This window comes from Castellaniella sp., from assembly GCF_034675905.1.
In the GTDB taxonomy this organism is placed as follows: domain Bacteria; phylum Pseudomonadota; class Gammaproteobacteria; order Burkholderiales; family Burkholderiaceae_B; genus Castellaniella.
In genome coordinates, this window is sequence record NZ_JAUCCV010000002.1 from 1 (window position 1) to 12,836 (window position 12,836).

Sequence of the window (12,836 nt, forward strand, 5' to 3'; positions counted from 1 at the left end):
TCGAACCTCCACACCTTGCGGCACATGGACCTGAACCATGCGCGTCTACCAATTCCGCCACCTGGGCACGGCATAACGTGTATGCTATTGCTTTCGTTGAAAACGCTGCGTTTTATTGCCTCGTTTCAGCGAAGTCAGAACTATACAATACATTTTTTTGGGATGCAAATAGCCTTTGAAAAAGCGAACCAACAACGACAATAACCATGACGGTTCCCTCGTGACAGCCACGGATCTGCCCTCTGATTTCGACCCTAAAGTCCCCAGCCGCGAACAGATGCTGGACGCCTTGCGCCACGCAGACAAGCCGCTGTCGCTCGAGGCCCTGGCCGACACCACGCAAGCCTCGATTCCCCTGACCACCGGCTTCATCCGCCGCGTCAAAGCCATGGAGCGCGACGGACAAGTCCGCTTCAATGCCCAGGGAAGGTTGCAAATATGCAACAACACGGATTTCATCACGGGCACCGTTCAGGGGCACCGCGACGGTTACGGTTTCCTGATCCCCGATGACGGCAGCCGCGACCTGTACCTGTCTACCCATGAAATGGCCAAGATCCTGCATGGCGACCGCGTCCGGGTCAGGGCCAGCGGCGAATACCGTGGCCGCCCCGAAGGCGCCATCGTCGAGGTCCTGGAACGCCGCACCGTCAAGCTGGTCGGCCGTTTCCTGAAGGAACACGGCGCCTTCGTCGTCGCCCCTGAAGATCAGCGCATCAAACACGATATTCTGATTTCCGCCCAGGATGCCGGCGGCGCCGAACCCGGCCAGGTCGTCACGGTGCAGATTCTGCGCCAACCCGCCAGCCACATTCAGCCGCAGGGCCGCATCGTCGAAGTGCTGGGCGAGATCGACGACCCCGGCATGGAAATCGAAATCGCCGTGCGCAAATTCGACGTGCCGGTGGAATTCTCCAAAGCCACGATGCGGCAACTGGGTTCTATTCCCGACCACGTGCGCGATGACGAATACGCCGGGCGCATCGACCTGCGCGATGTGCCGTTCATCACGATCGACGGCGAGGACGCCCGCGACTTCGACGACGCCGTCTTCTGCATGCCCGCCGACCTGGGCACGGAAAAGCGCGCCCGCCCCGGCTGGCGGTTGCTGGTTGCCATCGCCGACGTCAGCCACTACGTCCAGCCGGGGTCCGCGCTGGACGACGACGCCCTGGATCGCGGCACCAGCGTGTATTTCCCGCGCCGCGTGATTCCCATGCTGCCCGAAGCCCTGTCCAACGGCATCTGCTCGCTGAATCCGGATGCCGACCGGCTGGTGATGGTGTGCGACATGATGATCCCCGCTGGCGGCGCCAAGGCCGGCACGGTGGCGGCCTATCAGTTCTACGAAGCCGTCATCCATTCTCATGCGCGCACGACCTACACCGACATCTGGGCCGCGTTACAGCAGCCCAAAGGGCCGGCGGCACAGAACCTGGGGGATCTGTACCCTCACGTACAGACGGCGTACGAACTGTTCCAGGCCTTTTCCCAGGCCCGCCGCACACGCGGCGCCATCGACTTCGATACCGTGGAAACGCGCATCGTCTGCAACCCCCTGGGGCGTATCGAAAAGATCGAACCCTATACCCGCAACGACGCCCACAAGCTGATCGAAGAATGCATGCTGGCCGCCAACACCTGCGCGGCGGACTTCATCGTGCGCAACAAGCGCCAGGCGCTGTTTCGCGTGCATGACGGCCCCACGCCTGAAAAACTGCAGGCGTTGCGCGAAACCCTGCGCCACCTGGGCTTGACGCTGGACGGCGGCGATGATCCGCAAACCAGCGACTATGCCAAGCTGATCCAGGCCAGCCGCGCCCGGCCAGATTTCGAGACCATTCAGACCCTGTGCCTGCGGTCCATGCAGCAAGCCATCTACAGTCCCGAACAGACCGGACACTTCGGGCTGTCCTACGAACACTATGCGCATTTCACCTCGCCCATCCGGCGGTATCCGGATCTGCTGGTGCATCGCGTCATCCGCGGCATTCTGCGCAAGCAGCGCTACCAGCCGCCCGCCCTGCCAGGCGAACCCGTCGACCCGACGCTGCCGGCCAACATCCGCGAAAAAGACGCCTGGGATGCGCTGGGCGCCCTGCTCTCGGCCCGCGAACGCCGCGCCGACGACGCCTCGCGCGATGTCCAGGCCTGGCTGAAATGCTGGTTCGTGCGCGAACACGTCGGCGAGGTCTTCAGCGGCCGCATCACCAGCGTCACCAGCTTCGGCGTGTTCGTCACGTTGGATACGCTGTACGTAGAAGGCCTGGTGCATATTTCCGAACTGGGCGGCGACTACTTCCAGTACAACGACGCCTTGAACGAATTGCGCGGCGAACGCTCCGGGTTCCGCTACCAGTTGGGCGATGCCCTGCAGGTGCAGGTCTCGCGCGTAGATCTGGAAGCCCGCCGTATCGATTTCCGTCCGGTCCGAGGAGAAGACTTCAAGTCTCTGCAGGCCGAAATCGAAGGCGATCCTCGCGCCAGCGCATCGCGGCCCTATAAAAAAGCCGCTGGCGCCAAGCCCGCCGCACTGCGCGGCACCACTGCGCATCAGCGCCGCGCCGAAGCCAAACGCGCCACACGCCAGGAAACCCCGCGCAAACGCCGCAGCTGACGCCCGCAGCGGCGGCACTACAATGACAGGCATGGCCCGCACCGCCTTCGGTGCGGGTTCCTTTCACTGCGCTTCAGGAAGACCATGTCATCCCAACAGATTCTGGCCGGATTCCACGCCGTACAGGCGCGGTTGCGCCACGCCCCCGATTCGATTCGCGACGTCTACCTGGACACCAGCCGCCAGGACGCCCGCATGCAGCGCTGCATCCAGCAACTGGAATCGGCCGGGGTGCGCTGGCACGCCGCCGATGCTCAACGCCTGGACGGCCTGGCCCACGGCGTACGCCATCAAGGCATCGTCGCCCTGGCGCAGGCCCGCCCGCTGGCCATTTCAATCGACGAAGTGCTGGATGTCCTGGAAGATCGCCAGGAACCCGCCCTGCTGCTGGTGCTGGACGGCGTGACTGATCCGCACAACCTGGGCGCCTGCCTGCGCACGGCCGATGCGGCCGGCGTACATGCCGTGATCGCCCCCAAGGATCGCGCCGTCGGCCTGAACACGACAGTGCAGCGCGTCGCCTGCGGCGGCGCAGACACCGTGCCCTACCTGATGGTCACGAATCTGGCCCGCACCCTGCGCGCCCTGCGGGAACGCGACATCTGGCTGGTCGGCACGGATGATGCCGCCGATCACAGCATGCACCAGGTCGACGCCCGCCGTCCCATGGCCTGGGTCATGGGCGCCGAAGGCGAAGGCATGCGCCGCCTGACCCGCGAGACCTGTGATGAACTGGTCTCCATCCCCATGCAGGGATCGGTCGAAAGCCTGAACGTCAGCGTCGCCAGCGCCGTCTGCCTGTACGAAACCGTACGCCAGCGCCTGAATCCGATCAGCGCATAATTCCCTATTTCCTTTCCTGCACTCGTCACGCCCCCATGTCCAATACCGGCTTCACCACTCAAATCGTCCACTACGGCCACCGCACCGATACTGAGCACGGCGCCGTGCATGCCGCCGTCCACCCTTCGACGGAATACACCTATCACGATGCGCACGATCTGGCCGCTGTCTTCCAGAACCGCAAGAAAGGCTATACCTACGGACGCACCGGAACACCAACCACCGCCGCTCTGGAAGCCCAGGTGACGACCATGGAACAAGGCAACGGCACAGTAACGTTCGCCACCGGCATGGCGGCCCTGAACGCCGTGTTCTTTGCCCTGCTGCGCCACGGCGATCACCTGATCGCCAGCAAATACATCTTCGGCAATACCAACAGCCTGCTGATGACACTGGAAAATTTCGGTGTCGAACTGACCCTGGTCGATGCCACCGATGTCGCCCAGGTTCAGGCGGCCCTGCGCCCCAACACCCGCATGGTGTTCGTGGAAACCATCGCCAACCCCGGCACCCAGGTCGCCGACCTGAAAGCCATCGGCGACGTGTGCCAGGCGCACAAGCTGGTCTACGTGGTCGACAGCACGCTGTCATCCCCCTACCTGCGCCCAGGGCGCGATTTCGGCGCCTCGCTGGTCGTCAATTCCCTGTCCAAGCACCTGGGCGGCCACGGCAACGCGCTGGGCGGCGCCGTGACCCAGACGGGGCTGTACGATTGGGCCGACTTCCCCCATATCTACGAGCAATACCGCAAGGACGATTCCCGCACCTGGGGCCTGCTGCAGATCAAGAAAAAGGGCCTGCGCGACATGGGCGGCACCTTGTCCTCCGACGTCGCCCACCGCCTGGCGGCAGGCGCCGAGACCATCGCCCTGCGCATGGACCGCATCTGCAGCAACGCACTGGCCCTGGCCCGGTTCCTGGACACCCACCCTCTGGTCGAACGGGTGCAATACCCGGGGCTGGACACGCATCCACAGCACCAGCGGGCCACGGAATTCTTCGGCGGGCTGTACGGCGGCCTGCTGGGCGTCGTGTTGAAAGATCAGGCAGATGTCTTTGAGTGCCTGAACCGCTTGCGTATCGTGGCGCTGGCAACACACCTGGGCGACAACCGCACGCTGGTGCTGCCGGCTGCCCATACCATCTACTATGAAATGGGGGCGGAGCGCCGCGCCCTGATGGGCATCCCGGATAATTTTCTGCGCATCTCCGTTGGAATCGAAGAAGAAGCCGATCTGATCGGCGATTTTGCGCAAGCCCTAGCAGATCGGTGAAGGCACCGACCACCCGCCGCCAGAACCGGTGAATACGCTCATCGCACTTAATATTTTTAACAGATGTCAGGAAATACGCGGGTCTTCAGCGGTTTCCTCTTGACACTACAAGCCATTCGAAGGCTTAATACGCCTTAGCCACCAACGCTGGCCGGGACCCGCCGCACAGACCGTGCGGCCCCAGGCAGCACCAGCCGGCACAAATGGCGGACACGTCCATCAAATGACTCGATGGATCATCCATCGGGCGACAATAAACCTCAGGGGTATTTTGTAAATGAACAAGACCGAGCTGATCGAGCACATTTCCTCCAAGACCGATCTCTCCAAGGCCGACGTAGGTCGCGCCCTGGAAGCCTTTGTCGGCGCCGTGAAAACCACCCTGAAGAAAAAAGGGTCGGTTACCCTGGTCGGCTTCGGCACCTTTGCCGTGTCCGAACGCGCCGCCCGCACGGGCCGCAACCCGCGCACCGGCGAAGCCATCAAGATCAAAAAAGCCCGCGTGCCGAAATTCCGCCCGGGCAAGGCGCTGAAAGACGCCGTCAACTGATCGGCATGCAGCTGCAAAAAGACCACCCCTGCGGGTGGTCTTTTTCATGCCTGCCCCGCCGCATCGTTTGCCCCCCGTCTCAGGCGCCGATATAATTGCGCCCTGGCTGCCCGGGACACCGGCGCAGCTATCCGGGTGCTTAGCTCAGTTGGTAGAGCGGCGCCTTTACACGGCGTAGGTCGGGGGTTCGAGCCCCTCAGCACCCACCAAATTTTTACCCGGAATATCAAGCACTTAGGAGAAACTCCCTGAGTGCTTTTTGTTTTTATGAAGCCGAAAATCGCTGAAATCACGGTTTTTGGGACACTTTTGGGACAGTTAGCTCGTCCCAAAGGCACAGGATGGGCGCTGTCTATAAATGAATTCCAGGAGAGGATTCATCATGGCAACCATCGAAAAGCGCGGACCCTATCAGTTCCGCGCCAAAGTGCGTGTGACAGGCACGCCAACACTTACAGAAACGTTCACGACGCGCGCAGAGGCGGAGCGCTGGGCGGAAAAGACCGAAGAACAGATTCGCGCCAAGACGTTTGTCGATGTCAGCGCCATGAAGGGCAAGACGCTGTTTGACATTCTGACGCTGAGCGAGACAGACTTCTGCCCCACGAAGAAGGGGGAAAAACAGGAGCTGAACTTCATAGGGCGACTGAAGGGACACCCTTTGTCGCGCAGACTGCTTTTGGACATCACGCCATCTGATATCAGGAAATACCGCGACGAGCGTCTGAAAACGGTTGGGCCAGGGACAGTGATCAGGGAGCTGGGCATGATTTCGTCGTTTTTTAACTACGCCATCAGCGAGTGCGACACATACAAGCACCTGAAGAACCCAGTCAGCGGGGTCAGACGACCGAGGGCGCCAAAACACCGCACCAGGCGCTTCCTGTGCGATTTAAAAGAGGCAGACTATGAATACATCAAGATTCTTGAGGTGACGCAGTCAGAGACGTTTAGACGGTTTCTGAAGGTCGCGGTAAACAGTGCCATGCGTCGGGGAGAGTTGGTCGGGCTGCAAATCGAGAACGTGTTGCTGGATCGCCAAAAGGTGATCTTGCCAGACACCAAGAATGGGACGGCAAGAATTGTGGCGTTATCAGAGGCAGTCACTGACGTTTTGCGCGAGCAAATAGGCGATAGAAAGAGCGGCTCTGTGTTTGGTGTGAAGGCTGACAGCATGACTCAAGCGTTTGGACGCGCTCGCGAACGCGCTCGCGAAGCTTACAGGCAAGAATGTCTTCGTGACGGAGTGCAGCCAGAACACGGGATGTTTGATGACCTGCGACTACACGATGCGCGCCACGAAGGGACCAGTCGCCTGTTTGAAGTCCATAAGCTAAGCATCGCGGAAGCAGCATCCATAACGGGCCACACAGACCCGCGCCAGCTCATGGGATACACAAACTTAGCTGATGACTACTTGGTTAAAAAGTTAGGCTAAATCAGCCCCGCCCTACGAAGTGACTCTTCCCTGGTGGGGCGACCAGACCTCTTTTTGTGGGCGGGCAAGCCAGTTTCGAGATAGTTGATGATGTCATGCAGGTGGACAACGTCCCGACGCCCGACTTTTGAAATCTGAACCGGGAACGTCCCGGCTGACTTCATGTTGTAGGTCGACTGGCGGGAGTAGCCAAGCGCAACCCCCGCTTCAGTGACGGTCAATGACACGCGATTGGGAAACTGCTTCAAAACTAACTCTGCGGGACTCATGCTGGATGCTCCAACGAACACCCAGCAGTCTAGTGAGTGCCGCCAGTGCTACGCGGTGATAAGTCGCTCGAACTCGAACGCGTCGTCATCCCTGTCGATCACCAGTATGTCGCGATACAGGCGTCTGAGGGCTTCCAGGCCGATACCCTGGCTGACGTCATTGACCGACTCTTCCAAGCCCACCAGAGGCAGCGCAGCGCCCGTCTCTGGCGATTCTTCCCAGAACACATAGTCGAGCTTCAGATGCCTTGGCATGGAGCGCACTATTTTTGCCGCCATTCCTGTCAGACGAACCCGCTTGGATATTTCGCCATGCTTCAGGGTGGTGACGTCCTTTACTGACATCCCGGTTTCCAGCATGAACAGAATTGCTCTACGTCGTGTTTGCGAAACGTCATCCAGCCAGTAGATCAGCTCTTCCATCGTCAGTCGCGGGGCAGGCACCTTGAAGTAGACCAGTTTTGGCGCCTCTTCCAGCCTGCCGTCCAGCACTGCATCCCAGACCGCGTCGACCGCGTCGACCACCTCGCTGACAGCGAGTTGGTAGTTTGGGGTGCCAAGCTGTTGCCGCAGAAAAACACTGAGTTCAAGCGGCTGAATCGAGTCGATTGAACGCGTCCATAACGTGGATTGCGACAGCAGGTTGCAGCGCCAGTTTCCGCCCAGATCGCACAAACGCATCACTTGGCCCCACCTTCGTCATTCTGGGTAGACAGACGCGTCATGATGCGGTTGACGACCGTTGCCGCCTTTGGTGCGCGCTCACGAAGGTTTCGCAAGAAAAAATCTTCAGCGTCACGCGGAGACATGCCTGCGGCCAGCCCGAGGTCGTATGCGCTGTCGATGGGGATCAGGGTTCTGCCCGCCAGGAAGTGGGAAATTGTCACATGGCCCGAGTAGCCCATATCCCTGCTCACCTCTTCGTAGGTCCGTCCGCAGTCTGTCATTGCGATGCGCAGCATCGACCGTGCAGGCGTGTTCGCCGTAATTTTCTCAGCCATGTTTTTCTCCTGGCAGCACTGCTGCCCATAAAAATAACCCGTAGGTTGGAGCTGATTATAGAGAGTTATCACTAACCACGATAGTTACCACTCACTATAAATCACTACCGATGCGTCCTGAACTTTGGCATGACTGTATCGCTGCAAACCTAATTTTCGTTGGAGCGCTTTATGTTCATCATCCCGGTTACCTACGATGCCGCTTCCCAATTTATCGACGTCTACCAGTCTGTGGAGAAGAGTCGTGTTGAGGTGGGGCAAACAATTTTCATCCCGTGCGAAGTTGCCGGTCACGACCCCATCTATGTGATGTTCGACCCCCTGGGCAACACAGCGATCATCGGTGACGGCGATCACCCATCATTCGGGGTTTAGTCGCCGACGCCAGAACTGCAACATATACAAATCAGTAATAACGGGACACATGATGAATCGAGCATCGCTTATGCGTCAGAAGGTCGAATCGGTTGTTTCGATGCTTGCCGCTAAACAAATCAAGGTCACGCAACGGGGGTCGACTGCGTATACGGGTTACCGGAAGGACGGTTCCATTTCCCACATCAATCTGCCGTATATCCCAGATGACGCAACGGACGACTTCTTGAATGCCATTGAGGGGTATCTGGATCACGAGGTCGGACATGTCCTGTTCACAGACGCGTCAGTCGCGCTTCAGGCGAAAAAAGACGGCGTCGCGGGGATGTTCAATCTGATTGAAGACACGTTCATAGAGCGCAAGATGGCTGGAAAGTTCCCGGGGTCAAATCAAACCCTAAGCGACCTAACGAACTTCTTCCTGACGAACTATACAGACAGGGCGATTCAAGACGGAACGGAAGACCCAATCCCATACCTGATGATCCCGATGTTTCGGGCGCTTGCAGGTCAAACGGCATGCCAAGACTACATGGGTGGTAAGTGGGAATTGGTGAGTGACCAGATGAAATTGCTGGGCGACTATCTGGCTAAGACCCTGCCAAGCATCGGTTCCAGCGCCGAGTCCCTTGCTGCGGCAATCGAGGTGAAGCGACTCATGAAGAGTCTTCCGCCGCCACCCACACCCCAAAACCAGGAGTCTGGTGATGGTGAACAAGGGAATGGTGATCGCACCGACCAAGACCAAGACCAAGACCAAGACCAAGACCAAGACCAAAGCCAAGACCAAGACCAAAGCCAAGACCAAGACACTGACGGCGAACGCGGCAACCAAGGTGGTGATTCGCAACAAGACGACACCGACACCGACACCGACACCGATGGTGATGGTGATAGCACGCCCCAAGACCAGGAGTCTGGTGATGGTGAACAAGGGAATGGTGATCGACAAGAAGGGGGTGGCGGCAATATGTCGTCGCTATTCGACTCGGAAGAGCTAGGTGCATTTGACGCGAACATTGGCGAACTGCTGAGCGACGCAAGCAAAAGGGCTGCTGAGTTGGCGGAATATCTGGTCTGGACGAAAGACTTCGATGACATTTCGCCCCCGGATGCAGGCTCGCCTAAAGACGAGCTGGTCACGAAGATGGTGGACGCAGTCAACGGCATGGTTGGTCCCATTCAGAAAGACTTGGAGCGCGCCATTGCCGCCCGCAGCAAAGCAATCTGGTCGCCAGGACATCGCTCTGGGCGCCTGCATAACGCCGCCTTGTCCCGATTGACTGTGTTCAAGGACGACCGGGCGTTCCGACGCAGACAAGAGTCTCGCGTGAACGATGTCGCGGTGACTCTGCTGGTCGATTGTTCTGGGTCGATGACGCGATCCAACAAGATCAAGACTGCGTGCTACGCGGCATACGCACTGGGCGTTGTTTTGGAGCGCATCAGGGTGTCGTCTGAGGTGCTTGGGTTCACGACATCACGCGACAGTTTCCCGCACGAAGAGAGTATCGAGCAAAAAAAACTAGGTGTGGAGTATGCCCGACATGAAGCGATTGTGATGCCGATCTTCAAGGGCTTTTCAGAGCGCATGACGCCGCTTATCAAGACAAGAATTGCGCAAATGGCAGAAATGGAATCTGGCCTGAGTATGTGCAATAACGTGGATGGCGAAAGTGTCCAGATTGCAGCGCAGCGTCTGTCGCAGCGCACAGAAAAGCGAAAAATTCTGATCGTTCTCTCAGACGGATACCCGTCTTCTAGCGGGAACGATGCGACGCTCAAAAAGCACCTTCTCAAATCGGTTCTGGAAGTGCAAAAAGCAGGAATCGACGTGCTGGGCATCGGGATTAAAAGCGATGCAGTAAAGAAGTTCTACCCAAAGTCGGTTGTTCTTCAAAACGTCTCTGACCTGCCAACGACCGTCATTGGTGAAATCAGGCGCCTTCTGATTCAGGGTTAAATCTTTAAATATTGATTTAAATGACTTTTTAGGGTAATTGCGCCCATTTTTGATAGTAAGTGCTTACAACACAATAGGAACTAGGATGTCGAAGATCAAATGTGAAATTTGCGGGGCTGAAACCCACATCATCGTGACTCACCTGAAGAGTGACCACCCTGACGTTTCGCCGGATGAATATCACGCGAAGTTCCCCGACGCCCCGATGTTGAGCGATATGGCGGCGCAGAAAATTGCAGAGCGCACGGGCGCTGCGCAACCGGGAGCAACCCAAGTCCCCGCTGCGGCAATCAGCGAAAATCGCAAGCCGCTACACGAATTGTTTGGTCTGAACGCAGCGGACAAAAGCGCGCTGAACCGGCGCGGCGACGCGGTGCTGGTGTCGGTGCTGCCCGATGGCGGTGACAAAGGGATGGTCCCTGAAATCGACCCGAACTATGTTTTCGACGGCGAAATGCTTCGCAACGCCCTGATGGCTTACGAACTGAACCTGCAGCTCTATGTTTGGGGGCATGCCGGCACAGGGAAGACCCAGCTGCACGAACAGATTTGCGCCCGCACAAATCGCCCGATGATACGCGTGCAGCACAGCGCAAACACCGAAGAGTCGCACATTCTCGGTCAGTGGACAGCGCGCGGTGGCGAAACCATCTTCGAGTGCGGCCCATTGGCTGACGCGATGAAAAACGGGTGGGTGTATCTGGCTGACGAATACGATTTCGCGCTGCCATCTGTTCTGGCAGTCTATCAGCCCGTGTTGGAGGGTAAGCCACTGGTGATCAAAGAGGCAGATGCTGCGAACCGCGTCATCAAGCCGCACCCCAATTTTCGCTTCGTTGCGACGGGCAACACCAACGGCACCGGCGACGAAACCGGGCTCTATCAAGGCACCAACATTCAGAACGCAGCGAACTATGACCGCTTTCGTATGGTCTTCGAGGTGCGCTACATGCCGCCAGACAAGGAGACCCAGATTCTGGTCAAGCAAGGCGGCATCGCCGCCTCTGACGCAGAGCGTATGGTCGATTTCGCCAACCGTGTGCGCGCCGAATACAGCAACGCCAAAATCAGTGCGCCCATCAGCCCCCGCACGCTGATCGCTGCATCAAGAATTGGGATGATGAAAGGAAACTACCGGGACGGCCTACAGCTGTGCTTCTCCAACAAGCTGTCCCGCGTCGACAAGGAAATCGTCGACTCTGTCGCAGCGCGGATTTTTGGCTGAGGGCTGCGACATGGAGACACAACAGGCAACAACGACGCGGGCCAACCCGCGCGGTTACGACACCAGCTTCGAGGCGCAAAACGCACTGATGATGATGCTGTCCCGCAGGGTTCATTCGCGGGTCAGACAGTCTGGCGCATTCATTCTGTTCGAGGACATTTACCAGGAGGCGTGTCTGGCTTACACCAACGCGCTGCGCACCTATGACCCATCGCGGGGGATCACGTTCAGCGCGTATCTGGGGCGCGCAGTAATGAATGAGGCGAACCGATACGTCAAGAAGCGTATCGAAGAGCGGACCGTGCATAAGGTCGTGGCGTTTTGCGAACTGCAAAGTGACGACAATTTTTCGCCTGAAGAGCTGATACCAGACGCCTCATTCAACGTCGAAGACCTTTCTGTTCGTAGCGCAGAGATTCGCGAACGCATTGACCGTCTGTCGCTTGAATCCAAGCTGATCGTGCGTGAACTGCTGTCGCCCACCCGCAAGGTTCTGGCTGCCCACCGTCGCTATGTGCGGGCAGCAGTCGCTAAAGCGGCCGAGAAAAACGCGCGCGCTCCGTCAACGGCCCTGACCGTTCGGATGATCGGCAAGCATCTTGGCTTTTCAAGACCGCAGATGCACGCCATTGCGCGGGAATTCAAAGAGGTGCTGGGGGTAACAGTCAATGCGTGACCCCAGTTGTTTCGGCATCCCAAGCGTATACGCGCCAGCATCACCAAGGTGCAGGGATTGCCCAATGTCGGACAGGTGCGCGCGCACCGCTGTCGTTGTGCTTGGCAGGTTAGGCGACACAGAGGTTTTGATGACCTTCGTGGCGCTTGCTTCGCTTGAGGCGCCGGCAAAGAAAATCACGATCCCAACAGAGCAGCGTCAACGAAAGTCGCGGGCCGCGTGGATTCCGACCGCATCGCAGGAAGTTGTGCTGGGCAAATGCCCGTCTGGGGTCGCAAAAGTGCTGCGCGGGATGTTCCGGGTGGAAAGCAAGATCATCGAATGGGTGGACAGCGGGCGAAACCCGTTCTCAATGGACGAGAACGGTCCTGCCCACATCGTTTTCGATCAGCTGCGCGCTGGCTCCACCAACCAGACGAGCGTCAGGATGGCGTTTTCCGAGCATCTTGGGTGGGGGCCAAAACCATCTGCTGTCAGAGCTTCGGTGACCATTCGGGCGCTGAGAGAAGCGGGGGTCGTCGTTGTTGAAAACGATGGCCAAATCGTCACCAATCCTCGTCTCAATGGCAACACTGTCAGCTTGGATTATGTAAGGGAATAGTCGT

General features: G+C 58.5%; 12 protein-coding genes and 1 tRNA gene. 11 read left to right on the forward strand and 2 right to left on the reverse strand.

Translation table 11 applies throughout. The features are described from left to right. Nucleotides 1-175 precede the first annotated feature (175 nt). From rnr to VDP79_RS00865, 6 genes are all read left to right on the forward strand, one after another. Entirely contained in the window at nucleotides 176-2,617 is a 2,442-nt protein-coding gene (rnr, locus tag VDP79_RS00840) for a ribonuclease R (protein ID WP_323016346.1), read from the forward strand. Nucleotides 2,618-2,701: 84 nt separating this feature from the next. Next, nucleotides 2,702-3,460 carry a 23S rRNA (guanosine(2251)-2'-O)-methyltransferase RlmB gene (gene rlmB / locus VDP79_RS00845; protein ID WP_323016347.1) on the forward strand — a complete coding sequence of 253 codons (759 nt, stop codon included), beginning with the start codon at nucleotides 2,702-2,704 and terminating at the stop codon, nucleotides 3,458-3,460. A 35-nt stretch (nucleotides 3,461-3,495) separates the two neighbouring features. Next, nucleotides 3,496-4,734 carry a cystathionine gamma-synthase family protein gene (locus VDP79_RS00850; RefSeq protein ID WP_323016348.1) on the forward strand — a complete coding sequence of 413 codons (1,239 nt, stop codon included), beginning with the start codon at nucleotides 3,496-3,498 and terminating at the stop codon, nucleotides 4,732-4,734. Between the two features lie 277 nt (nucleotides 4,735-5,011). Then, nucleotides 5,012-5,284 carry an HU family DNA-binding protein gene (locus VDP79_RS00855; protein ID WP_269495036.1) on the forward strand — a complete coding sequence of 91 codons (273 nt, stop codon included), beginning with the start codon at nucleotides 5,012-5,014 and terminating at the stop codon, nucleotides 5,282-5,284. A gap of 133 nt (nucleotides 5,285-5,417) precedes the next feature. Next, nucleotides 5,418-5,493, forward strand: a tRNA-Val gene (locus tag VDP79_RS00860). A 173-nt stretch (nucleotides 5,494-5,666) separates the two neighbouring features. Continuing rightward, nucleotides 5,667-6,722 carry a site-specific integrase gene (locus tag VDP79_RS00865; RefSeq protein ID WP_323016349.1) on the forward strand — a complete coding sequence of 352 codons (1,056 nt, stop codon included), beginning with the start codon at nucleotides 5,667-5,669 and terminating at the stop codon, nucleotides 6,720-6,722. Between the two features lie 317 nt (nucleotides 6,723-7,039). Here the strand turns inward: VDP79_RS00865 and VDP79_RS00870 are convergent, their stop codons facing one another. After that, entirely contained in the window at nucleotides 7,040-7,672 is a 633-nt protein-coding gene (locus VDP79_RS00870) for a hypothetical protein (protein ID WP_323016350.1), read from the reverse strand. Then, nucleotides 7,672-7,992, reverse strand: a complete 321-nt coding sequence (locus VDP79_RS00875; RefSeq protein WP_323016351.1) for a hypothetical protein — start codon at nucleotides 7,990-7,992, stop codon at nucleotides 7,672-7,674. Before VDP79_RS00875 ends, VDP79_RS00870 begins: the two co-directional genes overlap by 1 nt. Before the next feature lie 171 nt (nucleotides 7,993-8,163). Between VDP79_RS00875 and VDP79_RS00880 the strand changes: the two genes are divergently transcribed. The 5 genes from VDP79_RS00880 (at nucleotide 8,164) to VDP79_RS00900 (ending at nucleotide 12,832) form a co-directional block, all read left to right on the forward strand. Beyond that, complete coding sequence (locus tag VDP79_RS00880) at nucleotides 8,164-8,367, forward strand: hypothetical protein (protein WP_323016352.1); 204 nt, start codon at nucleotides 8,164-8,166, stop codon at nucleotides 8,365-8,367. A gap of 70 nt (nucleotides 8,368-8,437) precedes the next feature. Next, entirely contained in the window at nucleotides 8,438-10,330 is a 1,893-nt protein-coding gene (locus tag VDP79_RS00885) for a cobaltochelatase CobT-related protein (RefSeq protein WP_323016353.1), read from the forward strand. Between the two features lie 85 nt (nucleotides 10,331-10,415). After that, nucleotides 10,416-11,555 carry a MoxR family ATPase gene (locus VDP79_RS00890; RefSeq protein WP_323016354.1) on the forward strand — a complete coding sequence of 380 codons (1,140 nt, stop codon included), beginning with the start codon at nucleotides 10,416-10,418 and terminating at the stop codon, nucleotides 11,553-11,555. A 10-nt stretch (nucleotides 11,556-11,565) separates the two neighbouring features. Then, a complete protein-coding gene (locus VDP79_RS00895) occupies nucleotides 11,566-12,231 on the forward strand; it encodes a sigma factor (protein WP_323016355.1) in 666 nt (221 codons plus the stop codon). Between the two features lie 127 nt (nucleotides 12,232-12,358). Then, nucleotides 12,359-12,832 (forward strand): hypothetical protein, encoded by a 474-nt coding sequence (locus VDP79_RS00900; protein WP_323016356.1) that lies wholly within the window; start codon nucleotides 12,359-12,361, stop codon nucleotides 12,830-12,832. Nucleotides 12,833-12,836: the final 4 nt, after the last annotated feature.